The following is a 23,912-nucleotide window of genomic DNA, read 5'->3' on the forward strand; positions in this document are numbered from 1 at the left end:
CCGCGTCCCACCCGCGGGAGCCGACCGTTGCCCCGTGGCCGCACTCGGCCCATATTTCGTGGGAGCGACCGCGGCTCGCCCGCCGGGCCGAGAGCGCGTCCCGCCGCCTGGATCGAGTTGTTGGCCAAGAGACTTCACCCCGGGGACCATCCCCAGACGGGCCCTTCCCCGAAGAGCAAGCCCGCGCACGCGCCGCTGCCCACCCGCGAGGCGGTGCTCGCCTTCATCGAGGATTCGCCCCAGAAGGTCGGCAAGCGCGAGATCGCGCACGCCTTCGGGATCAAGGGCTCGGACAAGATCGAGCTGAAGCGCCTGCTCAAGGAGATGCAGGAGGAGGGCGCGATCGAGAAGGACCGCGCCGGCCTGCGCAAGGCCGGCCGCCTGCCACCCGTCGTCGTCGCCGACATCGACAACCGGCGCGACCGCGACGGCGAATTGGTGGCGCGGCCCGCGCAGTGGGACCCGGAGGCCGGGCCCGCTCCCGTCATCACCGTGCTGACGCCGCGCGGGCGCCGCGCCGACGGGCCGGCGCCGGGCACCGGCGACCGGGTGCTCGTCAAGGTCGAGCCCGACGGCGACACGCCCGGGCGCTACCTCGGCCGGGTCATCAAGGTGATCGGCCGCAACAAGGCCGAGACGCTCGGCGTGTTCCGGGCGCTCCCCACGGGCGGCGGGCGCATCGTGCCCGTCGACAAGAAGGCGCAAGGGCGCGAGATCGCGGTGCCGCCGGGCGGGGAGGGCGATGCGCTGGACGGCGACCTCGTCACCGTCGCGCTCGGCCGCGAGGACCGCTTCGGGCTGACGCAGGGCCGCGTCAAGGAGCGCCTCGGCAGCCTCGGCTCGGAGAAGGCGGTCAGCCTGATCGCGATCCACGCCCACGGCATCCCGCACGTCTTCCCGCGCGAGGTGCTGGCGGAGGCCGACGCCACCCGCGAGGCCGGGCTGGAGGGCCGCGAGGACTGGCGCGAACTGCCGCTGGTCACCATCGACCCGCCGGATGCCAAGGACCACGACGACGCCGTGATGGCCTTGCCCGATCCCGATCCGGCCAATCCGGGCGGGTTCGTGATCACCGTCGCCATCGCCGACGTCGCGGCCTATGTCCGGCCCGGCTCCGCCCTCGACCGCGAGGCGCTGATCCGCAGCAACTCGGTCTACTTCCCCGACCGGGTGGTGCCGATGCTGCCCGAGCGGATCTCGAACGACCTCTGTTCCCTGCGGCCCGGCCAGGACCGGCCGGCGCTCGCCGTGCGGATGATCATCACGGCGGAGGGGCGAAAACTTCGCCACAGCGTCCACCGGGTCATGATGCGCTCGCGCGCCAAGCTCGCCTACGCGCAGGCGCAGGCCGCGATCGACGGCCGGACGGACGAGGTGACGGGCCCGATCCTCGACGGGGTGCTGCGCCCGCTCTGGGCCGCCTACGACGCGCTGTCCGTCGCCCGCGATGCCCGCGGGCCGCTGGCGCTCGACCTGCCCGAGCGCAAGGTGATCCTCAACGCCGAGGGCGGGGTCGACCGGGTGATCGTTCCGGAGCGCCTCGCCGCGCACCGGCTGATCGAAGAGTTCATGATCCAGGCCAACGTCGCGGCGGCCGAGGTCCTGGAAGCCGCGCGCCAGGCCCTGATCTACCGCGTCCACGAGGAGCCCTCGCTCGAGAAGATGCGGGCGCTCGGCGAGGTGATGGCCTCGATCGGCCTGAAGCTTCCCAAGGAGGCGAACCTCCGCCCGGCCCTGTTCAACCGCATCCTCGGCATGGTCGAGGGCAGCGAGCACCAGCTCTTCCTCAACGAGGTGGTGCTGCGTTCCCAGGCCCAGGCCGTCTACGCCGCCGAGAATGCCGGCCATTTCGGCCTGGCGCTCCGCCGCTACGCCCACTTCACCTCGCCGATCCGGCGCTACGCCGATCTCGTCGTCCACCGCGCGCTGATCCGGGCCCTGCGGCTCGGCGACGACGGCCTGCCGTCGGGCATGGAGGCCGGCGCGCTCGCCGAGATCGGCCAGCAGATCTCGGCCGCCGAGCGCCGCGCCATGGCGGCGGAGCGCGAGACGATCGACCGCCTGATCGCCCACCACCTCGCCGACCGGGTCGGCGCGACCTTCGCGGGCCAGGTCTCGGGCGTCACCCGCTCGGGGCTGTTCATCAAGCTCGACGAGACCGGGGCGGACGGCTTCGTGCCGATCTCGACGCTCGGCGCCGAGTACTTCCGCCACGAGGAGGGCCGCCACGCCCTCGTCGGCGAGCGCACGCGCCAGACCTTCCGCCTCGGCGACAAGGTCGAGGTGCAGCTGATGGAGGCCGCGCCGGTGGCCGGGGCACTGCGCTTCGCGATCGCCGGCGGCGACCGCGCCGGGGCCCCCGCGCCGGCCCGCGGCGGGCCGCGCAAGGGGCGGCCGGCGCCCGAGCGCCGCGAGAGCCTGACCAAGCGCCGCGGGAGACGCGCATGATCGAGATCCACGCCGGACCCGCCGCCGAGCCCGTGGGCGGGGCCCGACCGCCCGCGGTGGCGCAGGCGCCGGAGCAACCGTCCTGGGCGCTCGCGATGTGGCGCGGCTTTCGCAACCGCTGCCCGCATTGCGGCGAGGGCCGGCTCTTCCACCGCTTCCTCAAGGTGCGGGAGGCTTGCGAATCCTGCGGGATGGAGCTGCACCACCACCGGGCCGACGACCTGCCGCCCTACCTGGTGATCTTCGTCGTCGGTCATCTCGTCGGCTGGGCCGTCCTCGAGACCGAGATGCGCTACGACGTGCCGTTGTGGATCCAGATGACGGTCTGGCCGACGGTCGCCCTCGTCGCTTCGCTGCTGCTGCTCCAGCCGACCAAGGGGGCGGTGGTCGGGCTGCAATACGCCCTTGGCATGCACGGCTTTTCCGCGATACGCCGCGCCGGGGCCCGCCCGGTGGACGGGCCGACCCGGAACGAGACGGAGACGCGCCATGGCGGCGGGACCGACGCACGACCCATCGGCTCCGGCCGCGCCTGAACGCAAGGCGCGTCCGCTGCGGATCCGCAACGCCGCGACGCTGATCATCCTCGACCGCTCGGGCGAGCGGCCGAAGGTGCTGATGGGCAAGCGCCACGCCGGCCACAAGTTCATGCCCGGCCTGTTCGTGTTTCCGGGCGGCCGGATCGAGCTCGGCGACCGCTCCATGCCGGTCGCCGGCACTCTCAACGACCGGGCGGAAGCCGCGCTCGCCGAGCAGGTCCACCCGCCGCTGTTCCATCTCGGCCGGATCCTGGCGCTCGCGGCGATCCGCGAGACCTACGAGGAGACCGGGCTGATGATCGGCTCCCTCGACTACGGCCCACCCGAGATGGCTCCGCCCGGCGCCTGGTCGGCTTTCCGCGAGGCCGGGGTGATGCCCGATCTCGAACTGCTCCAGTTCGTCGCCCGGGCGATCACCCCGCCCTCGCGCCCGAAGCGCTTCGACACCCGATTCTTCGCCGTCGACCGCGAGGCGGTGGTGGCCGAGACCCCCGGCATCGTCGGCCCCGATTCCGAGCTGACCGAGCTCGCCTGGGTCGACCTGACCGAGGCGCGCCGGCTCGACCTGCCGCGCATCACCGGCATCGTCCTCGACGAGCTCGAGGCCCGGCTCGAGGCGGGCTTCTCGCCGATGCTGCCAGTGCCGTTCTTCCGCGACGTCGACGGCGAGCACACGCGCGTGACGCTCTGAGCAGATTTCGCCGAAGCGGTTGCCGGTTCGGCGCCGACAATCTGCGACAGAACAACAACCTGAGCAGGCGAAGCGTTGGCCTGCCAATGCAAGTCCGCTTGGGTGTGCAGTCCCGGGATGAGGTGGCGTGGATCGATCCCGAGCCGGTCCGGGCCTCCGGTCCCGGGACGACCCGGTGACCGCAGCCTCTCTCGAAGACAGCGACCCGAACGCCGCCGACCTGCCATCACGACCGCCCCCCGCCAGGCCGTTGCGACGACCCCAGGCCGTTGCGACGACCCCAGGCCGTTGCGACGACCCATTGAGTCCACCCGACCCCCGTCGCCTCCTCGCGCCCATCGGCCACGTCCCGCCCGCCGAGGCCGAAGCGAGCTCTCATGCTCGCGTCGACGACCGGGCCCTGGCCGCCCGACCCAGGCCAATCCGCCCCGGGAAAACCCGGGGCGGTTCCGACGCCCGGAGAAGCCTTCCTCGAATGGCCCCGGGCGGCCCCCTCCGGTCAGGTCTTGTCGAGGCCGGCGATCGCCCGGGCGAAGTCCCGCGCCGCGAAGGGCTCGAGGTCGTCCACGCCCTCGCCGACGCCGATGAAGTGGACCGGCAGGCCGAACTTGGCGGCGAGCGCCACCAGGATGCCGCCCCGCGCCGTGCCGTCGAGCTTGGTCATGACGAGGCCGGTGACGCCCGCGGCCTTCTGGAAGATCTCGACCTGGCTCAGCGCGTTCTGGCCTACCGTGGCGTCGAGGACGAGGAGCACGGCGTGGGGCGCCTCGGCATCGAGCTTGCGGATGACGCGCAGCACCTTCTCCAGCTCCGCCATCAGCCCGGTCTTGTTCTGGAGCCGGCCGGCCGTGTCGATGAGCAGGATGTCGGTGCCGGCATCGCGCGCCGCCTGGAGCGCGTCGTAGGCGAGGCCGGCGGCGTCCGACCCTTGCGGGCGCGCCACCACCGGCGCGCCGGTGCGCTCGCCCCAGACCCGCAGCTGCTCGATCGCCGCGGCCCGGAAGGTGTCGCCGGCGGCCAGCATCACGCTGTGCCCCTGCGCCCGGAATTTTTGCGTGAGCTTGCCGATCGTCGTGGTCTTGCCGGCGCCGTTGACGCCGATCATGAGGATCACGAACGGCTTCTTGGTCGTGTCGATCACGAGGGGCAGCGCCACCGGATCGAGGGCGCGCTCGACCTCCGCGGCCAGGATCGCCCGCACCTCGTCGGGGGCGATGCCCTTCTCGTAGCGACTCTTGCCGACGGCCTCGGCGATCCGGGTCGCGGTCTCGAGGCCGAAATCGGCCTGGATCAGCGCGTCCTCCAGCTCCTCCAGGGTGTCGGCGTCGAGCTTGCGCTTGGTGAACAGCCCGGTCACCCGGTCGGACAGGGCCGAGGAGGTGCGCTTGAGCCCGCCGGTCAGCCGGCTCCACCAGCCGCGCTTCTCCGCCGCCGCCTCCGGCTCGGCCGGGGGCTGGTAGATCACCAGCGGGGCGGCCTCGGCCGCCTCGGCCTCCGGATCCTCGACCTCGGTGGCCTCCGGCTGCTCGATATTTGTCGCCTCCGGCTGCGGGATCTCGGCGGCGGGCGCGATCTCGGCCGGCCCCGGCTCGGGGGCGGCCGGTACCACGCCCTCGGGTTGCACGCCCTCGACGGGTTCGAGGTCGGCCCCGGCCAGCTCGTCGGGGAGGTCGTGCTCGGGGGCGGTCTCGGGCGAGGCCTCGGTCACGGTCGGGGGGGCCGGGAGCACGTCGTCGGCGCCGGTGGCGAAGTCGGGGACGCCCTCCGAGAGGGTGCCGGTCGGCTCCGTCGGCATCGTCGCGGCCGGATCGGGCTCGGCAGGCGTGGCCGAAGCGTCGGCGGGGGTCTCGGCAGGCGTCTCCGTCGGCGTCTCGGCCTTCCGGCCGAACAGTCGGCCGAACCAGCCCGGCTGTTTCGTCTCACTCATCCGCACTTGCTCCAGACCCTGCGGACGATCTAGGGCGGCCTGCCCCGAACTTCGCCCGCATCCGCCGCCACTGCGACAGGCTCATGATCGTTGACGACATACTCTCGCGGCTCCTCTACCGCGATGCCCTCGTGCTCGTCATCGACAAGCCGGCGGGTCTGCCGGTGCATCCGGGCCCGAAGGGCGGCGAGACGCTGACCCAGCACCTCGACGCCCTGCGCTTCGGCCTGCCGCGCCGGCCCGAGGCCGCCCACCGCCTCGACCGCGACACCTCCGGCTGCCTCGCGCTCGGCCGCCACGCCAAGGCGCTCGCGCGGCTCAACGCGCTCTTTGCACAGGGGAAAGCCGACAAGACCTACTGGGCGCTGGTCGAGGGCGGGCCGTCGGAGGAATCGGGCGAGATCGACCTGGCCCTCGCGCGCCGCTCCGACGATCCCCGCAGCTGGTGGATGAAGACCGATCCCGCCGGCGACCCCTCGCTGACCCGCTGGCGGGTGATGGGGCGCGACGCGGCCGCCGGCCGGACCTGGCTGGCGCTCTCGCCGGTGACCGGGCGCACCCACCAGCTCCGCGTCCATTGCGCCGCGATGGGCTGGCCGATCCTGGGCGACGCCGTCTACGGCAGCGCCCCGCGCCAGGGCGGGCCCGGCCTGCAGCTCCACGCCCGCACCCTCGCCCTGCCGCTCTACCCGAAGAAGCCGGCGATCACCGTCGAGGCTCCGGCGCCGGGGCATATGCGCGAGGGCCTGCGGGCCTGCGGGTTGGCGGAGGAGTGAGGGATCGACATCGGGGGGACGGTGAGTCGCGCGTCGATGCGCACGTGCGCCTGCCCTTCGTCAGTTTATCAATATAATATTCCCGAATATTTTATTTGTGTTTATGATAGGTAAGTCTGCATTTGCTCTCGATGGCGTGCTCGCTTGTTGCGCGATATTTTCGCCGGACAGTCCGACACATCGCCTGCTTATGGCCGCGCTGTCGTGTACGGTGGAGACCGTGCGACCGAACGGTCCGGGCTGCCGGATCGACAAGAGGCGGCGCCAGCAAGAACGAGTGCCAGGAGGAGACGCGCGTGACCGGACCGACCGACATCCCCGCCTATAGCCTGCCGGAGACCAACCGCCGGGTACTCCTCGCCCGCCGTCCCTCCGGCATCCCGCAGGCGGAGGACTTCCAGCTCGACGCCGGGCCGGTACCGGAGCCGGGACCGGGCGAGATCCTGGTACGCAACCTCTACCTCTCGGTCGATCCGGCCCAGCGCGGCTGGGCGAGCGCCGAGGCCAACTACTCCCAGCCGGTGCCGCTCGGCGGACCGATGCGGGCGCTGGCCGTCGGCGTCGTGGTGCGCTCGAACAGCCCGGAGGTCGCCGAGGGCGAGGTCCTGTACGGCTGGTTCGGCTGGCAGGATTACGCTGCCGTTCCGGTCTCGGCGATCTTCCGGCGCTGCACCGAGGCGGTGCCGCTCTCGGCCCATGCCGGGCTTCTCGGCCTCAACGGACTCACCGCCTATCTCGGGCTGACCGTGCTCGGCCGGCCGCAGGCCGGCGAGACCGTGCTGGTCTCGACCGCCGCTGGGGCGGTGGGCAGCCTCGTCGGCCAGATCGCCCGCAACCTCGGCTGCCGGCCCCTCGGTCTCACCGGGGACGATGCCAAGGTCGCCCGCTGCCGCGAGGCCTACGGCTATGCCGCCGCCTGGAACTACCGCACCGACGACTGGAGCGCGGCCCTCGCCGCGGAGGCGCCGGAGGGGGTGAACGTCTATTTCGACAATGTCGGCGGGCCGATCCTCGACGCCGCGTTGCGGCGGATGGCGGTCGCCGGGCGCATCGTCCAGTGCGGCACCGCCTCGGTGGCGAGCTGGGCCGAGGTGCCGACGGGTCCCCGCGTCGAGCGCGAGATCCTGACCCGGCGCCTGGTGTGGAGCGGCTTCGTGGTGCTCGACCACAAGCCGCGGTTCGAGGAGGCGGTGGCGGCCCTGGCGGGGTGGTACCGTGAGGGCCTAATCCGCCTCGACGAGGACGTCACCGGGGGCATCGAGGGCGCGCCCGGGGCGATCGCGGGGCTCTATCGCGGCGAGAACCGCGGCAAGCGCCTGATCTACGTCGGGTAGGGATGCCTGGGGCCGCGGGTCAGTCGACCCACTCGCCCCGGCGCATCAGCGGCTCGGACCGGCCGTCCGGCGTCACCCCGTCGACGTCGACCTCGGCCGAGCCGATCATCCAGTCGATGTGGATCAGGCTGCGGTTGGCGCCGCGCGCGGCCAGGTCCTGCTCGCTGAAACCCGTGCCGCCGTCGAGGAAGCACTTGCTGTAGGCCTGGCCGAGCGCGATGTGGCTCGCCGCGTTCTCGTCGTAGAGGGTGTTGCAGAACAGGAGGCCCGAAGCCGAGATCGGCGAGGAGGCCGGCACCAGGGCGACCTCGCCGAGGCGGCGCGCGCCCTCGTCCGTGTCGATCACCTTGGCGAGCACGTCGGCCCCGGTGCGGGCCCGCGACTCGACGATGCGGCCTTCCTCGAAGCGCACCGCGATCCCGTCGATCAGGGTTCCCTGGTAGGAGAGGGGCTTCGTCGCGCTGACGTGGCCCTGCACTCGCAAGCAGTGCGGCGTGGTGAAGACCTCCTCGGTCGGGATGTTGGCGTTGCAGACGATCCCGTTCTTCGCCGTGGTGGCGCCGCCGCACCATTCGTGGTCGTCGGCGAGCCCGACGGCCAGGTCGGTGCCGGGCCCCCGGAAATGCAGGGCGGCGTAGCGCCGCGCGTTGAGGGCGGCGGTGCGGGCGCTTAAGCCCCGGTTGTGGGCCTCCCAGGCGCCGACCGGATCCGGCCCGTCGACCCGCGAGGCGGCAAAGATCGCGTCCCACAGCCGGGCGACCGCCTGATCCTCCGGCAGGTCCGGGAAGACCGTGCGGGCCCAGGCCGGACTCGCCGCCGAGACGATGGTCCAGTTGGTGGCGAAGTTGGCGATCTGCTCGAGCGCCGGCATGTAGGCCTTGGACCGGGCGCGGTTGGCACGCGCTACCTTGTCGGTGTCCTGGCCGGCGAGCAGCGAGGGATCGTCGCCCGAGATCGCGAGCCGGGCGGCGCCGGTGCGATAGGCCTGCGCCATGCCCTCGTAGAGCCAGCCGGCGGCCTTGTCGAAGGCGTCGTCGTGGCCGTGCTCGAAGCGCGCCAGGGTCGCCTGGTCGTCGGCGAGCAGCGTCGTCACCACGGAGGCGCCGGCCTTGTAGGCCTGGGCGGTGATGCGGCGGGCCAGCGGCAGCGCGTCGAGGGGCGCCGTCATCACCAGTTCCTGCCCGGGCCGAAGCCCGAGCCCGACCCTCACGGCGACCTCGGCGAGCCGGTCGAGGCGGGCGTCGAAGTCGGGGGCTTTCGTCATAACGGAAGTACCTTTGGTTGGAACGAGCACGATCCGTGACACCACACCCCACCCGCGACCTCATCCTGAGGTGTTAGTCGATCGAAGATCGACTTACCTCGAAGGAGGTTTCCAGTGATCCTGGAGCCTTCTGGAGCCCTGCTTCGAGGCCGCTACGCGGCACCTCAGGATGAGGTCGCGGGTGGGACAGGTCCGGGCATGCGGTCGGATAGTGGGGTCTCACACCACCCGCGTCCAGGCGATGCCGCCGAGATCCTCCCGGAAGGCGAAGCGGCCGAGGTGCTCGGCCACCACGCCCTGCATCCGGGTCAGCGTCTCCAGATCCGGCGCCTCGACCCGCAGGGTCAGGCCCTCCGGGTCGGCTTCCGCCGTGAAGCGGCGGTCCTCCCCGAACGGCACCACGCCGCGCTCGGGCGTGAAGGTCGTCTCGGGGAACTTGTGGCTCCAGTGCTTGCACAGCTGGGTCAGGTAGCGGCTGCCGTTCTGCGTCTCGACGCGGGCTTGCGCCGCCAGGGTCACGGGCTCGCTCACGCGGAGGCTCCTTGCTGCAGCGCCGACCAGATCGCCTGCGGCGTCGCCGGCATGTTGATGTGGCGGATGCCGCGGGGCCGCAGGGCATCGACGAGGGCGTTCATCACCGAGGGCAGCGAACCGGCGCAGCCCGCCTCGCCGCAGCCCTTCACCCCGAGCGGGTTGGTGGTGGCGGGCACGGCGTGGCTCTCGAAGCCCATGGACGGCGCGTCGGAGGCCCGCGGCAGGCAGTAGTCCATGAACGAGCCGGTCACGAGCTGGCCCTGCTCGTCATAGGCCGTGCGCTCCATGAGCGCCTGGCCGATGCCCTGGACGATGCCGCCGTGGAGCTGGCCCTCGACCAGCATCGGGTTCACCAGCGTGCCGAAATCGTTGACCGTGGTGTAGCGCACGACCGTGGCCACGCCCGTCTCCGGGTCGACCTCGACCTCGGCAACGTGGCAGCCGTTGGGGAAGGCCGAGGGCGATTCCTTGTGGGTGTGGGCGACGTCGAGGCTCCTGGGGGCGGCCGGGTCGGGCAGGCCCGCCCGCACCTTGGCGGCCAGTTCCAGGAGGCCGATGCCCCGGTCGGTCCCCGCGATGGTGAAGCGGCCGTCGCGGAACTCGATGTCGGCGGGGCCGGCCTCCAGCAGGGCGGCCGCGGCCTCGCGGCCCTTGGCGATCACGAGGTCGCCGGCCTCGACCAGGGCCGTGCCGCTCGCCATCAGCGACTTCGAGCCACCGGTGCCGCCGCCGGCGATGAGCTGGTCGCTGTCGCCCTGGACGAGCCGGACGCGGTCGACCGGGATGCCGAGGCGGTCGTGCAGGATCTGGGCGAAGGGCGTGAGGTGGCCCTGGCCGTAATCGAGGGTGCCGGTGACGATCGTCACCGTGCCGTCGGCCTCGAAGCGGATGCCGCCCATCTCGTTGGTCGGCGGCGCGGTGATCTCCAGGTAGTCGCCGATACCGATGCCGCGCAGGCGGCCGTTGGCCTCGCTCTCGGCGCGGCGGGCGCGAAAGCCGTCCCAGTCGGCGGCCTGGAGCGCCCGGTCGAGCACGGCCGGGAAGTCGCCGCTGTCGTAGGTCAGGCCGGACGGGGCCCGGTAGGGCATGTCGGCCGGGCGGATGTGGTTGCGGCGGCGCAAGTCCACCCGGTCGTGGCCGGTCTCGGCGGCCGCGGTGTCGATCAGCCGCTCGATGAAGTAGTTGCCCTCCGGCCGGCCGGCGCCGCGATAGGCGCCGATAGGCGTGGTGTTGGTGTAGAGGCACTCCACCGCCACGTCGAAAGCCGGGGTGCGGTACACGCCGACCATGTTGCGGGCGATGTTGACGGTCTGGAACAGCGGCGAGAGCGGATTGAGGTAGCCGCCCATGTTGGCGCGGCCCCGGACCCGGAAGGCGAGGAAGTGTCCTTGCGCGTCGAGGGCCAGTTCCGCCGTCACCGCGACGTCGCGGCCGTGGTGGTCGGACAGGAAGCTCTCGGAGCGCAGGTCGGTCCACTTCACCGGCCGGCCGAGGCGCTTCGATGCTTCGAGCAGCGGCAGGTACTCGGGGTAGACCGGGGCCTTCATGCCGAAGGAGCCGCCCACGTTGCCGGTCAGCACCCGCACCTTGTCGCGGGGCTGCTTCAGCACGCCGTCCGCCAGGGAGTTGCGCAGGCCGAACACCCCCTGCGAGCCGACATGCAGGGTGAAGCGCCCGCTCTCCGCCTCGTACACGCCGATCGCCGACCGCGGCTCCATCGGGTTGATGACGAGGCGGTTGTTGACGAGGTCGAGGGAGGCGACGTGCGCGGCCTGCGCGAAGGCGGCTTCCGTCGCCGCTTGGTCGCCGGTGCGGAAGTCGAGGGCGAGGTTGCCGGGGGCGTCGTCGTGCAGGAGCGGAGCGCCCGCCGCGGCGGCCTCGTCCGGGGTGGTCACCACGGGCAGGTCCTCGATGTCGAGGATCACCGCCTCGGCGGCGTCGCGGGCCTCGGCCAGGGTCTCGGCCACCACCAGGGCGACCGCCTCGCCGACGTAGCGCACCCGGTCGGTGCTGAGCGAGGCCTGGGGCGGCTTGCGCATCGGTGTGCCGTCCTGGTTCTTGAACGGCAGGCCGTTGCCGATCGCCCCGTAGCCGTCGAGGTCGGCGGCGGTGAGCACGGCCAGCACGCCCGGCAGGGCGCGGGCGGCCTCCGCATCGATGCCCCGCAGGATACCGTGGGCGACCGGGCTTCGCACGAACACCCCGTAGGCCTGCCCGTCGAGGGCGAGGTCGTCGGTGTAGCGGCCCTCGCCCCGGACAAGAACCGGGTCCTCGGCCCGGGGTACGGGCTGGCCGATGCCGAATTTCTGCGGGCCGGCGAAGTCGCGGGCGTCGGGACGGGCGTTCATGCCGGTGCTCTCCGGAATTCTTGTCAGAGTCAGCTAGCAACTCGGCCAAGCCATGCAAGACGCGGGCGGGCAGGCCACCCCGGCGCGCAGGGCACGGCTCGCGATGCGGTCGCGACCTGCGCTACATCCGGGGGCGAACCAGAGAGCCCCGCCATGACCGAAGACGCCGCGCTCGCAGCCCTCGCCCCGCTCTTCGAAGACGTCTTCGGCGAGCCGGTGCCGCTCAGCCCCGGGCTCACCGCCGAGGATGTCGAGGGGTGGGATTCGACCCGGATGATCGAGCTCGTCATCGCGGTCGAGGCGCGCTTCGGCATCAAGCTCACTACCTGGGAAGTTGACGGGCTCGGCAGCGTCGGCGACCTCGCGGCGGTGATCGCCCGCAAGGCGCCGCGGTGACCGCCGACCTCGCCTGGCTGCCGCAGCCGCCGGCGGACTTCGCCGCCCGCCTCGCCGCGGCCGAGGAGCGGCCCGACCGGGAGGCCTGGGACGCGCTCGCGGGCCTCGCCCGCACCCGTCTCGACCCGGCGCGCACCGCCCGGCTCGACCGGGTTCTGCAACGGCGGTTCCCGGAGGCGTCGCCGGCCGGCCCGGCCTGGCGCCTCGCGCTGCTCGGCTCCTCGACGCTGTCGCACCTCGCCGCCGGCATCCGGGTCGGGGCCCTGCGCCGCGACCTGCGCGTGACGGTGCACGAGGGCGCCTACGGCCAGTTCGACCGCGAGGTCGACGGCGAGGCCCTGCGCGCCGTCCGGCCCGACACCGTGCTGCTGGCCCTCGACGCCGACGCCCTCCCGGGACCGGCCGGAGACGTCGGCGCCGCCCTCGACCGGCTGAAATCGCTCTGGGCGCGCGCCCGGGCGGCGCATGGCTGCACGGTGATCCAGCAGACGCTGCTGCCGGCAGCGATCCCGCTGATGGGCGGCAACGAGCACCGAATGCCGGGCTCGCTCGCCGCCCGCACGGCGCGCCTCAACGCCGCCCTGCGGGACGCGGCCGTGGAGGAGGGCGTCGATCTCCTCGCCCTCGACGACGCGGTGGCGCGGCACGGTCTCGACGCCTGGCACGATCCCGCCCTGTGGCTGCGGGCCCGCCAGGCGGTGACGCCGGGCGCCGGCCCGCTCTACGGCGACCTCGTCGCCCGGCTCCTCGGGGCCCGCCTCGGCCGCTCGGCCAAGGCCCTGGTGCTCGACCTCGACGACACGCTGTGGGGCGGCACGGTCGGGGAGGACGGGCTCGCCGGCCTGATCGTCGGGCAGGGGAGTGCCGCGGGCGAATCGTTCCTGGCGCTCCAGGCCCATGCCCGCGATCTGGCGCGCCGCGGCATCGTGCTGGCGGTCTGCTCGAAGAACGATCCCGAGGTGGCCCGGAGGCCGTTCCGGGAGCATCCCGACATGCTGCTGCGCCTCCCCGATTTCGGCGCCTTCGCGGCCAACTGGGACGACAAGGCGACCAACCTCCGGCGCATCGCCGCCGAACTGCGCCTCGGCCTCGATTCCCTCGTCTTCGTCGACGACAACCCGTTCGAGCGCGCCCTGGTGCGCGAGCACCTGCCGATGGTGGCGGTGCCGGAGGTGCCCGACGAGCCGGCGCTGGTCGCCCGCTGCCTCGCCGATGCCGGCTACTTCGAGGCGGTGGCGCTGACGGCCGAGGATCGCGGGCGGGCGCAGGCTTACGCGCGCGACCGCGCCCGCCGGGACGAGGCGGACGGGGGGACGACCGACCTCGCAGGTACCCTCGCCGGCCTCGGGATGCGGCTGGCCTGGCGGAGCTTCGACGCCGTCGGGCTTCCCCGCATCGTCCAGCTCGTCAACAAGACAAACCAGTTCAACCTGACGACCCGGCGCCAGCGCGAGGCCGAGGCCGCCGCGCTGATCGACGACCCCGCGGTGCTGACGCTGCAGCTGCGCCTCGCCGACCGCCTCGCCGATCACGGGATGATCGCCGTCGCCATCGGCCGGCTCTCCGGCGGGGACCTCGTGATCGAGACCTGGCTGATGAGCTGCCGGGTGCTCGGCCGGCGGGTGGAGGAGGGGATCCTGGCGATCCTTGCGGCGCAAGCGGCGGGCCGGGGCGCGCGCCGCCTCGTCGGCCTCTACCGGGCGAGCGGGCGCAACGGGATGGTGGCGGACCTCTACCCCCGCCTCGGCTTCACCCCCGCGCCACCGGAACCCGACGGGGCGGAACGCTGGATCCTCGATCTCGCCGCCTACGCCACGCCCACCGACCTGCCGATGACGCTGGGGACGTTCTGACGGGCCCCATCGCGTCCGGGGCCGGACAGCGAGCGGTGCGCGGCGTGGCCCGGCGCCTTGACAGGCGGGGCCCGTCCCCGGCACTGGCCGGAGGTATCCCTTCCGCCCGCGGCCCTTCCTCGCCCCATGCTTCCGGCCCTGCTGCCCTCCGAGCCGGTGCTCCTCCCGGTCCAGGCCCGCTACGCGGGCGGCGCCGGGCCGGGCGCGCACGAGGGCGAGCACGCGATCACCGCCAACAACCGCTGGTCCCGGGCGCTCCTGACCTTCCGCGACCTGCCGGCGGGGGCCTGGTGCTGCCTCGAGGCGCGTCTCGCCTGGTCGGCCGAGGAGGAGGGGGGGCTCGCCGCCGATTTCGTACTCGCGGGCTTCGACTTCCTGGCCGGCGACGGGTCGAGCCTCGACGTCGAGCAGGTGCCGGGCCTGTCGCGCACCCTCCTCGATCCCCACAGCGCCTGGATCGCCGGGCCGGCCTGCCAGCCCGCCGGCAGCGAGCTCCTGCGCATGGCGCCGGTGCGGGTCGCCTTCGGCGTACCGCCCCAGGCCCGCGGCCTCGTCCTCACGCTGCGCTCCTGGCGCAACACCGAGGGTGTCACGATCGCCGAGCCCTGCCTGCGCCCGGTGACGCCGCTGACGCCCGCGCCCTTCCGCAGCCGCCGGCTCGGGCCCAACCCCGCGCCTTCGCGCCACAGCCTGGTACCGGGCCTCGGCGTCGTGGTGCGCGGGCAGCTCCACGCCTCGCGGGTGAAGGAGCATGCCGCGCGGGTGAGCCTCGTCTACCGCGACCGCGACGGGGCCGAGATCCCGCCGCCCTATCCGGGCACGGTCTCGGTCCCGGGCTCGGAGGAGGCGCCGGGCCTCGGCGCCAGCGTGAACCTGCCGGCCCAGCCGCAGGCGCGCCGCTTCACCCTGGACCTCGAACCGCCGCCGGGCGCCCACACCCTCGACCTCGCCTTCTGCACCTGGGAGGAGGAGGGCGAGGCCGGCCCCGCCGTCGCGCTGCTCGGCCCGCCCGAGGTGGCGCTCGAGGACGGCTTCCGGCTCGAGAGCCTGTGCGGCGACGACCTCCTCGACGCGCCGGGCTTCCTCGCCCGGCTGTCGGCCCGGCTCGGCCGCGATCCGGGCGCCGAGGCGGCCTGGATCCCGGGCCCGGGCGAGGCCGGCGCCGCGGCGCTGCCGCTCGCCCGCGCGCGCCAGCTGCGCGGGGAGGGCGAGCGCCCGGTCGCCCTGCGGCCGGATGGCGGCCTCGTCCTGCGGCTCGCCGGCTGCCCCGACTGGGCCTTGCCCGACCGGCCGGACTTCGACGAGGATCCGTTCCGGGCCGCCCCCGTCCGCGCCGTGCCCTGGCGCCTCGCCTACCAGTCGCTGACGTGGCTCCTCGCCCTCGCCGAGGTGGCGCCAGGCCGGGCGCTCGGCCTCGCCCAGGCCTGGTCGCGGGCCAACCCGTGGGGTCAGCCGGCGGACCCCTTGAGCCTGCATCCGGGCGCGTTGCTTCCCCGGGCCGAGGTCTGGATCGGGCTCCTCGCCCTGCCGGGCGCCGGAGCGGCGGCGCCGGTCCTCACCGGCGAGGCGGTGCGCCACGGCTTCGCGCTCGCCGAGATCGTCGGGCAGAACACTTTCGGGCGGAGCCTCCACCAGCTCCAGGCCGCCGCCGCGCTGCTGGCCGTCGCCCGGGCCTTGCCGCGCCTGCCGCTCGCCGGCCACTGGGAGGCGCTCGCCCGCGAGAGTCTGCGCGACGGGGTGCCGGCCCTGCTGCCCGAGGACGGGCGCTTCGCCGAATCCTCGCTCCACCGCCGCCTCGACCTCGCCACCCTCGGCCACGCCCTGCGGGACGTCCTCGGGCCGGCCGGCCCCGGCCCCCTCGTCGCCGCCCGCACCAAGGCGGCGCTGGCGGACCTCGCCGGTCTCCTCGATCCCGCCGGCCGCCTGCCGCCCTTCGGGGAGGTGTTTTCCGGCGCCGACGAGGCCTCCTGGATCGCCCGGCTGCGCGGCACCGGCGGGCTGGTGGCGCAGCGCCCCGCGGCCGCCGGGCCCGCCACCGCCTCGACGATGCTCCTGCCCGATACCCTGACGGCCCGCCACGAGGCCGCCGGGCGGGGATGGTCGCACTTCGCCTGCACCTTCGCCGAGACCTCGCCCCAGGGCCACGCCGATTGCGGCTCCTACGTCTACGCCGCCGGCTCGACCCGCTGGATCGTCGAGGCCGGCGGCTCGGAGCAGGTCGAGGCCGGGGCCTCGCGCCACTACCTGCTCTCGGCCCGCGCCCACAACGTCGCGGTGGTCGAGGGGCGCGAGCCGGTGGCCGGGTACGGCCTCCACCGCGGCAGCCTCGCGCTGCCGGGCGCCACCGCCCACGCGATCGAGACCACCGTGCACGGGCCGGGCTATCGCCACCTGCGGGTCTTCGTGCTGCCGCACGACCTCTCGGGCCTCGCGGTGATCGACCGCGTCACCGCCCTCGATCACGGCAGCCTGACGATCCGGGCCTTCGCCCACCTGGCGCCCGAGACCCTCGTCGCCGTCGAGGGACCGCGCCGGGTGCAGGCCCGCCAGGCCGGCCGGCGCCTCGGCCTGGTGCCGTTCGCCATCGCGGGCCGCGTGGCGGGGCTCGAGGCGGCGATCGCCCGCGGCGACCGGCCCGGCACGATGCAGGGCTTCGTCGTCGGCCAGCCGGGGGCGCTGGCCCCCGCCTGCACCCTGTCCTACGCGGTCGCCGGCCGCGGCACGGCCTGCGGCGGCCTGCTGATGGCGGTCGACGGCCCGGCCGAGGATTCGCTCGCCCGCATCCTGGCCCGGGACGAGCTGACGCGGTTCCTGATGCAGGCCTGACGCCCCCGGGACCCCGGCGCGCACGGTTGTCGGCGCCGCTTCATCCGCGGAAATATTTCCTCCTGCGGCCGGGAACACGGGGCGGGGTCTCACGGTCGTCCCGGCGACGCTGGGTCATGCCGGGCGCGGGAGGAGGGGAGCGGCTCGCCGGCCCCGGGCCCGCCCGGGCGGGCCAGCCCCCTCTCGCCCGAGCTCTTTCCCGATGCACGATCCGGACGCGCGGCCCTACCAGCCCATCGAGGCCTACGGGCTCGTCAGCAACTGCCACGGCTGCGCCCTCGTCGCCCGCGACGGCTCGATCGACTGGGCCTGCCTCGAGCGCTTCGACGCGGCCCCGGTCTTCTCGCGCCTCCTCGACCGCACGCGCGGCGGCTTCTTCGCGCTCTCGCCCGACATCCCGTCCGAGAGCGCCCGGCTCTACCTGCCCGGCACCAACATCCTCGAGACCACCTTCACCTGCGCCACCGGGGCGGCGACGGTCCACGACGTGATGCTGGCCCCCGAAGCCGGGCGGACGCTGCCGTGCCTGGTGCGCCTCGTCTCCGGCGTCTCTGGCCGGGTGCCGATGCGGATGGTCTACCGGCCGCTCGCCGGCTTCTCCGAAACGTTCTCGACGCTGAGGGCGATCCCAGGCGGCGCCGGGGCCGAGGGCCTGCCGGACCTGATCGCCGACCTGCCGCTCGCGATCGAGGGCGCCGAGGCGGTGGCGCTGTTCACGGTCGAGCACGGGGACGAGCAGGCCTTCGCGCTCTATCCCGGCGGCGCGGGCGACCGCGAGAGCCTGCGCCCCCGCGCCCTGATGGAGACCGCGCGCCGGGCCTGGACCGGCTGGTCGGCCGGAGCCGCCTATGACGGGCCGCTCGCCGACCAGCTCCTGCGCAGCGCGCTCACCCTCAAGGCCCTGACCTACGCGCCGTCCGGCGCCATCGTGGCGGCGGCCACCACCTCGCTGCCGGAGGAGATCGGCGGCATCCGCAACTGGGACTACCGGTTCTGCTGGATCCGCGACGCCTGCCTGTCCTTCTACGTGCTGAAGAAGTTCGGCATGGTGGCGGAGGCGGAAGCGTTCTTCCGCTTCGTCGGCTCGCTCGCCGAGCGCGACGCGGGCGGCCTCAAGCCCCTCTACGCCATCGCCGGCGAGACCGACCTCACCGAGCACGAGGCGACGCATTTCGAGGGCTGGCGCGGCAGCGCACCGGTCCGCTACGGCAACGAGGCGGCCGAGCAGCACCAGAGCGACGCCTACGGCCAGGTGCTCGACCTGCTCCACATGTACCGGAGCCTCGGCGGCACGATCCCCGAGGCGATGGAACGCCAGGCGGTTCGCCTCGCCGACTTCGCCGCCGCCCACTGGCACGAGAAGGATGCCGGCCTGTGGGAGCCGAGGAAGCCCGAGGAGTACTACCTCCACGCCGCGATCATGAACTGGGTCGCGGTCGACCGCGCCATCCGGCTCTTCGGCGAGCGGCCGCACTGGTGCGAGGCGCGGGACGCCATCGTCGCCCGGGTCAACGGCGAGGGCGTGCATCCCCGCGACGGCTACTACCCGCAATATATCGGCGCCGACGATCCCGACTCCGCGCTGCTCATCGCCCCGATGGTCGGCTTCCCGGTCGACGAGGCGGTCTTTTCCCGCACGGTCGAGGTGGTGATCGATCGCCTCGGCCACGGCCCGCTGGTCTACCGCTACCGCAACGACGACGGGCTGCCGGGCCATGAGGGCACCTTCCTGATCTGCGCCTTCTGGCTCGTCGACGCGCTGGCCTGGCTCGGCCGGACCGAGGAGGCGCAGACCCGCTTCGACGCCCTGCGGGCGCTGCAGAACGACCTCGGCCTCTACGCCGAGGAGGTGGCGGAGGACCGCACGTTCCTCGGCAACTTCCCGCAGGCCTTCAGCCACCTCGCCTTCATCCACAGCGCCCTCGTCCTCGACCTCGCCGCCCAGGGCGGGCGCGCGGCGGTGGCCGGCACCTATGCCGACCGCACCCTGCGCGAGACCCGCTGGCGCCGGGTGCCGTGGATCGTGCCGCCGGAGGGGCAGGGGCGGGGGTAGGGGGAGCGGCTGCCCCGCCCGCCATGCCGCAGGGCAGGCGGAAGGACGCAGTGATCCGTCGGCACGGCAGGCCCGTGGCGACGGATCGTCCAGAGCCTGACGCAGGATCTTGACCGCAAGACTACCGGCCGGCACGAACTTCGGACGATCGAGCGTGAGATTAACCCGATCTTGAAGGCGAGCCGCCATTCATCGACGACGGGTCGATGGACGACGTTGGTAGTCATCATGGGAAAGCGGCGCGGTCTCGCCGGTCTGCTGGTCGCGCTCGGACTCGCCCTTCCGGCTTCGGCGCGGGCCGGGGACGTGCAGGTTACGCGTCAAACCACCAAGCAGATCACCTGGTCGCTCTACGACGCGCCGCCCTTCACGATCGTCGAGGGCGAGAACCGGGGCCGCGGCGTCTTCGACCGGATCCGCCATCTCCTGACCGCCCGGCTGCCGGACTACGCCGTCACTCACGTCACGGTGCCGTTCCCGCGCATCGTCTCCGCGCTCAGGATCGGTGAGGAATGGTGCTTCGTCGGCGGGGTGAAGACGCCCGAGCGCGAGGCCTTCGCGGCGTTCTCGCGCCCGGTGGCGATGTTCTACCCGCTGCGGATCTTCGTCCCGGCCGCGAAGCGGGCGCGGTTCGAGGCGCTGGGTCCGCTGTCCCTGCGCGGCCTGCTCACGGAGCACCGCGCCTTGCGCACCAGCGTGCTGCGCGACCGCGCCATCGCGCCGGCGGTGGACGAGCTCTTCCGGCAGCACCCGCCGGGGCAGACCTACGCCCGCTTCGTCGAGGCCTACCGGATGCTGCGAAGCGACCGGCTCGACTACCTCGTCGATTTCTCAAGCATCGCGGCCTACAACGCCCGCCAGGTCGCCGAGCCGGGCGCCTTCGTCGGCCTGCCGTTCGCGGAGAGCCCGGAGCCGGTCTTCGCCCGGGTGATGTGCCCGGCCACGCCGTGGGGCCGCGAGGTGGTGGCGCGCATCGACGCCGTGCTGGAGACCGAGCGGCCGGGCCCGGACTACCGCGAGATCGTCGAGGCCTGGGCGGCCGAGGAGGACCAGCCGCGCATCCGCGCCGTCTACGATGCCTTCCTGGCGAGCGACTGAGCCGGAGACCGCGAGCGTGCGGACGGGGCCGGGGCCGGCTCGGCGTCGCGGTCCGACATTATGATTTTGCAAAGGCTCGCCATGCGAGATCGCGCCGCCCGGATCCCGATCCGCCCGGATTCCGATCACGCGCCTCGTTCACGTGATCTCGACGGCGCGAGCGGGATCGACGAAACATCGGTCGAGGATGTCACGGGGCACGGCATGGTGAAACGGTGCGGTCTTGCCGGTCTGATCCTGGCGCTCGCGCTGGCCGGATCGGCGCGGGCCGAGGGCAAGCAGATCACCTGGTCGGTGTTTGGCGCGGCGCCCTACACGATCGTCGACGGCGAGAACCGCGACAACGGCATCTCCGATCGGATCCGCCGGCTGCTGACCGCCCGCCTGACCGATTACAACCATTTCACCCTGCTCGTGCCGTTCCCCCGCGTCCTCGCCTCGCTCAAGAGCGGCGAGGAATGGTGCTTCGTCGGCGGCGTGAAGACGCCCGAGCGCGAGAGCTTCGCGGTGTTCTCGCGGCCGGTGGCGATGTTCTACCCCCTGCGCATCGTCGTGCCCGCGGAGAACCGTGCCCGCTTCGAGGCCCTCGGTCCGCTCTCCCTGCGGAACCTGCTGACCGAGCACCGCTCGTTGCGCACCAGCGTGCTGCGCGACCGCACCATCGCCCCGGCGGCGGATGCGCTGTTTCGCCAGTATCCGCCGGGGCAGACCTATTCGGAGTTCGGCGAGGCGTTCAGGATGCTGCTGAACGGCCGCCTCGACTACCTCGTCGAGTTCTCCAGCATCGCGACCTACCACGCCCGGGCGCTTGGAGCGCCGGATGCCTTCGTGGGCCTGCCGTTCGCGGAAGAGAACCAGGAACCGGTCTTTCCCCGGGTGATGTGTGCCGGCACCCCCTGGGGGCGCGAGGTGGTGGCCCGCATCGACGCGGTGCTGGCCGAGGAACGGGCGAGCCCGGCCTACCGGAGCATCGTCGAGGCCTGGGCGGCGGAGGCGGACCTGCCGCGTATCCGCGCCGTCTACGACGCATTCCTCGCCAGCGACTGAACCGGAAAGCCTCCGGGCATGGCTCGGCCGGGCACGGCGCGCCGTCACGCCGCCAGCGCCGTCCCCTGCACGGAGAACGGCTCGACCCAGACCTGGCGGCCGCCCAGGTCGTGCACGCTCACCCGCCATCCGGCCCCGTCGTCACCTGGCTCGAGACTGGCCATCGCCGCTGCGGCGACCTGCCGGGCGCGCCGGGCGAGGGCACCCGGGCCGCGCACGAGGCTGCCCTCGGCGTCCAGGATGCATTCCGAGCCGTTGGTGCAATGGAAGCGGTAGCGCGTCATGCCGTTCCCCTCTCGTCGCCGGTCGCCCACGGTCGTTAACGTTCACTATATGTTCTGATGTGCCCATCGGCCAAGAGCCATGACGCGGTGTCGCAGGGCGCCGCGGCGACGGGCCGTGCGCCGTCGGGCGGTGGAATTGTGGCGGGGGACGGCTCGCCGCGGCCCGGGATTCCTGCCAGATTCCTCCAGGTTATCGATGTACCGCATCGATCGCGACCTTTCGGCGGGAGACACCGTTGTCCGGCCTGTTCGATTCCATCCTGAACTGGCGGCTCCTGCCGGGGTCGCACACCTTCCCGGGACCGGACGGCGGCACCTGCATCAACGAGGCGGCCGTGGTCGCTGCGGGGCTACCCTACCGGGCGATCCGTTCCTCGGCGGATTGCCCGCCCTACTTCTCCGTCCCGCTCGCGGCCTACGCGCTCGGCCTCAACGATGCGATGCCGGACGACGAGCGGCCGCGGCTGATGGCGTTCGTGCTCCGGCTCGCCGGCTCGGCCGACGGCCCGGCGATCGAGGAGGCGCGCACCGCCCATCTCGTGCTGGAAGGCGTGCGCCGCCTGCTGCCGCCGGTGCTGGAACGGGCGGGACTGGCGCAGCATGCCGCCGCCTGCCGGTCGGCGGGCGAGCTGGATCGGGCCGTGACGGTCGCGCGTCACGCCGCCTGGTCGGCCGGCTCCCTGGCCGAGGCCGCGGGCCGCGACGGCACCTGGGTGCGTGGCGCCCGGGCGGCGGCGGCGGCCAGGGCCGCCTTGTTCGCCGCCGAGATCGACGCCCGCACGGCCGCCGACGCGGCGGAGGCGGTCGCCCTGTTCTGGCCCGGCGCCTGGGCCGAGGCGGTGGCGATCCTCGACGAGGCCGCACGCCTCGGCCGGCAGGCCCCGGCCCTTGCCCCCGTGGAAGCCGGATTGCGGCTCGAGGCCGCGAAAGCCCGGCGGCGCGCGCAGATCGATGCCCCGGCGTGACACCGAGATCGTCCGGCCGCTTCAGGGCCCGCGGTAGGCCTCCATCCGGCGCGCCCCTCGGGTCCGCCCCGGCGGTCTCGTGGGCCTGGGCGAGGATGCCGGCGATCCCACGCCGGCGGTAGGCGGTGACGCCGCCGCTTCGGTGCATCCGGGACAGATGTTCGTCGCGGCGGGTGCGGATCGCCGCCCCTTGCCGTACCTCGGTCTCGGAGGCGACCACCCGCCGGCAGAGCGTCAGGGGCTCGGGTCTCGCCGATCCTCCCACGTATCGCCGTCGAGCTTGGAAGAACGCGGGACGCGAAACCGGTTGCCGCGCCCCCGCTCCGCCGTCACTCTCGCCCGGCCGCGAGGCCCGGCACACGACGAAGAGGCCGGCGGCGTGGGAGGATGCGCCATGAGCGAGACGATCGCCCTGTTCGGGGCGGGGGGTAAGATGGGCGTGCGGCTGGCGCGCAACCTGGTGAAATCCCCGTTCCGGATCGCCCCCGTCGAGGTCGGCGAGGCCGGGCGCCAGCGCCTCAAGAGCGAGCTCGGCCTCGACTGCATCGAGGCGGACGCCGCCCTCGACGGCGCCGAGGTGGTGGTGCTGGCGGTGCCCGACACGCTGATCGGCCGGGTGTGCCACGCCCTCTCGCCGAAGCTGAAGCCCGGCACGATGGTGGTGATCCTCGACGCGGCCGCCCCCTTCGCCGGCCATCTGCCGGAGCGGCCGGACCTGACCTACTTCGTCACCCATCCGTGCCACCCGCCGATCTTCAACGACGAGACGACAGAGGCGGGGAGGCGCGACCATTTCGGCGGCATCGCCGCGCGGCAATCGATCGTCAACGCGCTGATGCAGGGACCGGACGAGGCCTACGCCCTCGGCGAGCGCGTGGCGGCGACGATCTGGGCGCCGATCCTGCGCTCGCACCGCGTCACCGTGGAGCAGATGGCGCTGCTCGAGCCCGGCCTGTCCGAAACCGTCTGCGCCACGCTGCTCGCGGTGATGCGCGAGGCGATGGACGAGACCGTGCGCCGCGGCGTGCCTGAAACCTGCGCCCGCGACTTCTTGCTCGGCCACCTCAACATCCTGGCGGCGGTGACGTTCAAGGAGGTCGACGGGGTGTTCTCGGATGCCTGCAACAAGGCGATCCAGTTCGGCAAGCCGCGCCTCATGCGCGAGGACTGGCTCGGCTGCCTCGACGAGCACGAAATTGCCGAGAGCATTCGGCGCATCACCTGAACGCGCAGTAGCCCGCCAGCTGATCGCCGGCGGGCTTCTGATTGGTTTGGTTGCGGGGACAGGATTTGAACCTGTGACCTTCAGGTTATGAGCCTGACGAGCTACCGGGCTGCTCCACCCCGCGCCAAGGCGCGATCCGGATCGTGTCGATGGAATGTATGACGTGCTTGGCAGGTCTGGCGGTGACCGACTCTCCCGTGTCTTGAGACACAGTACCATGGGCGCTGGGGCGGTTAACGGCCGAGTTCGAGATGGGATCGGGTTCTGATCACCCCGCTCTGACCACCAGACCGGCCAAGCACGT

The 23,912-nt window shown here is 73.2% G+C and carries 18 protein-coding genes, 1 tRNA gene and 1 rRNA gene; 13 read left to right on the forward strand and 7 right to left on the reverse strand.

All coding sequences use genetic code 11. The features are described from left to right. The first annotated feature begins 195 nt into the window (after positions 1-195). The 3 genes from rnr to BMX97_RS11930 all read left to right on the forward strand — a co-directional run bounded on the left by rnr (position 196) and on the right by BMX97_RS11930 (position 3,678). On the forward strand, positions 196-2,448 hold the full coding sequence (gene rnr, locus BMX97_RS11920; RefSeq protein WP_091749979.1) for a ribonuclease R: 2,253 nt from the start codon (positions 196-198) through the stop codon (positions 2,446-2,448). A gap of 95 nt (positions 2,449-2,543) precedes the next feature. Beyond that, positions 2,544-2,984: a DUF983 domain-containing protein gene (locus tag BMX97_RS11925; RefSeq protein WP_244538393.1), complete on the forward strand. Its 441-nt coding sequence runs from the start codon at positions 2,544-2,546 to the stop codon at positions 2,982-2,984. Continuing rightward, positions 2,938-3,678, forward strand: coding sequence for an NUDIX hydrolase (locus BMX97_RS11930; RefSeq protein WP_091749842.1), 741 nt, complete (start codon positions 2,938-2,940; stop codon positions 3,676-3,678). Before BMX97_RS11925 ends, BMX97_RS11930 begins: the two co-directional genes overlap by 47 nt. A 499-nt stretch (positions 3,679-4,177) precedes the next feature. On the opposite strand, the gene ftsY is transcribed toward BMX97_RS11930, so the two are convergent. After that, the gene (gene ftsY / locus BMX97_RS11935; RefSeq protein ID WP_091749845.1) at positions 4,178-5,605 is read right to left on the reverse strand and encodes a signal recognition particle-docking protein FtsY; all 1,428 of its coding nucleotides are present in this window, start codon (positions 5,603-5,605) and stop codon (positions 4,178-4,180) included. Between the two features lie 83 nt (positions 5,606-5,688). Between ftsY and BMX97_RS11940 the strand changes: the two genes are divergently transcribed. After that, positions 5,689-6,381 (forward strand): RluA family pseudouridine synthase, encoded by a 693-nt coding sequence (locus tag BMX97_RS11940; RefSeq protein ID WP_091749849.1) that lies wholly within the window; start codon positions 5,689-5,691, stop codon positions 6,379-6,381. Between the two features lie 296 nt (positions 6,382-6,677). Beyond that, positions 6,678-7,715, forward strand: a complete 1,038-nt coding sequence (locus tag BMX97_RS11945; RefSeq protein WP_210187629.1) for an NADP-dependent oxidoreductase — start codon at positions 6,678-6,680, stop codon at positions 7,713-7,715. Positions 7,716-7,734: 19 nt separating this feature from the next. On the opposite strand, the gene BMX97_RS11950 is transcribed toward BMX97_RS11945, so the two are convergent. The 3 genes from BMX97_RS11950 to BMX97_RS11960 all read right to left on the reverse strand — a co-directional run bounded on the left by BMX97_RS11950 (position 7,735) and on the right by BMX97_RS11960 (position 11,861). Continuing rightward, positions 7,735-8,979: an aminopeptidase gene (locus BMX97_RS11950; RefSeq protein ID WP_091749852.1), complete on the reverse strand. Its 1,245-nt coding sequence runs from the start codon at positions 8,977-8,979 to the stop codon at positions 7,735-7,737. A 219-nt stretch (positions 8,980-9,198) separates the two neighbouring features. Next, positions 9,199-9,510, reverse strand: a complete 312-nt coding sequence (locus BMX97_RS11955; RefSeq protein WP_091749855.1) for a DUF2218 domain-containing protein — start codon at positions 9,508-9,510, stop codon at positions 9,199-9,201. Beyond that, on the reverse strand, positions 9,507-11,861 hold the full coding sequence (locus tag BMX97_RS11960; protein ID WP_091749858.1) for a xanthine dehydrogenase family protein molybdopterin-binding subunit: 2,355 nt from the start codon (positions 11,859-11,861) through the stop codon (positions 9,507-9,509). Before BMX97_RS11960 ends, BMX97_RS11955 begins: the two co-directional genes overlap by 4 nt. Before the next feature lie 153 nt (positions 11,862-12,014). On the opposite strand from BMX97_RS11960, the gene BMX97_RS11965 reads away from it, so the two are divergent. From BMX97_RS11965 to BMX97_RS11990, 6 genes are all read left to right on the forward strand, one after another. After that, the gene (locus tag BMX97_RS11965; RefSeq protein ID WP_091749861.1) at positions 12,015-12,257 is read left to right on the forward strand and encodes an acyl carrier protein; all 243 of its coding nucleotides are present in this window, start codon (positions 12,015-12,017) and stop codon (positions 12,255-12,257) included. Next, positions 12,254-14,110 carry an HAD-IIIC family phosphatase gene (locus BMX97_RS11970; RefSeq protein ID WP_091749864.1) on the forward strand — a complete coding sequence of 619 codons (1,857 nt, stop codon included), beginning with the start codon at positions 12,254-12,256 and terminating at the stop codon, positions 14,108-14,110. Before BMX97_RS11965 ends, BMX97_RS11970 begins: the two co-directional genes overlap by 4 nt. Positions 14,111-14,236: 126 nt before the next feature. Then, the gene (locus tag BMX97_RS11975; RefSeq protein ID WP_091749867.1) at positions 14,237-16,936 is read left to right on the forward strand and encodes a heparinase II/III domain-containing protein; all 2,700 of its coding nucleotides are present in this window, start codon (positions 14,237-14,239) and stop codon (positions 16,934-16,936) included. Between the two features lie 202 nt (positions 16,937-17,138). Beyond that, the gene (locus tag BMX97_RS11980; protein ID WP_091749870.1) at positions 17,139-18,989 is read left to right on the forward strand and encodes a glycoside hydrolase family 15 protein; all 1,851 of its coding nucleotides are present in this window, start codon (positions 17,139-17,141) and stop codon (positions 18,987-18,989) included. A gap of 228 nt (positions 18,990-19,217) precedes the next feature. Then, positions 19,218-20,087, forward strand: coding sequence for a TIGR02285 family protein (locus BMX97_RS11985; RefSeq protein WP_091749873.1), 870 nt, complete (start codon positions 19,218-19,220; stop codon positions 20,085-20,087). Between the two features lie 204 nt (positions 20,088-20,291). Next, entirely contained in the window at positions 20,292-21,134 is an 843-nt protein-coding gene (locus BMX97_RS11990) for a transporter substrate-binding domain-containing protein (RefSeq protein ID WP_177202193.1), read from the forward strand. A gap of 44 nt (positions 21,135-21,178) precedes the next feature. On the opposite strand, the gene BMX97_RS11995 is transcribed toward BMX97_RS11990, so the two are convergent. After that, the gene (locus BMX97_RS11995) at positions 21,179-21,418 is read right to left on the reverse strand and encodes a DUF6894 family protein (RefSeq protein WP_091749880.1); all 240 of its coding nucleotides are present in this window, start codon (positions 21,416-21,418) and stop codon (positions 21,179-21,181) included. A gap of 236 nt (positions 21,419-21,654) precedes the next feature. Between BMX97_RS11995 and BMX97_RS12000 the strand changes: the two genes are divergently transcribed. Then, the gene (locus tag BMX97_RS12000) at positions 21,655-22,383 is read left to right on the forward strand and encodes a hypothetical protein (protein WP_091749883.1); all 729 of its coding nucleotides are present in this window, start codon (positions 21,655-21,657) and stop codon (positions 22,381-22,383) included. A gap of 394 nt (positions 22,384-22,777) precedes the next feature. Continuing rightward, the gene (locus tag BMX97_RS12005) at positions 22,778-23,608 is read left to right on the forward strand and encodes a phosphogluconate dehydrogenase C-terminal domain-containing protein (protein WP_091749886.1); all 831 of its coding nucleotides are present in this window, start codon (positions 22,778-22,780) and stop codon (positions 23,606-23,608) included. A gap of 47 nt (positions 23,609-23,655) precedes the next feature. On the opposite strand, the gene BMX97_RS12010 is transcribed toward BMX97_RS12005, so the two are convergent. Then, positions 23,656-23,732: transfer RNA gene (locus BMX97_RS12010), tRNA-Met, on the reverse strand. Between the two features lie 50 nt (positions 23,733-23,782). Continuing rightward, positions 23,783-23,898 (reverse strand): 5S ribosomal RNA (gene rrf / locus BMX97_RS12015). Positions 23,899-23,912 lie beyond the last annotated feature (14 nt).

This window comes from Methylobacterium sp. ap11, assembly GCF_900110515.1.
GTDB lineage: Bacteria > Pseudomonadota > Alphaproteobacteria > Rhizobiales > Beijerinckiaceae > Methylobacterium > Methylobacterium ajmalii.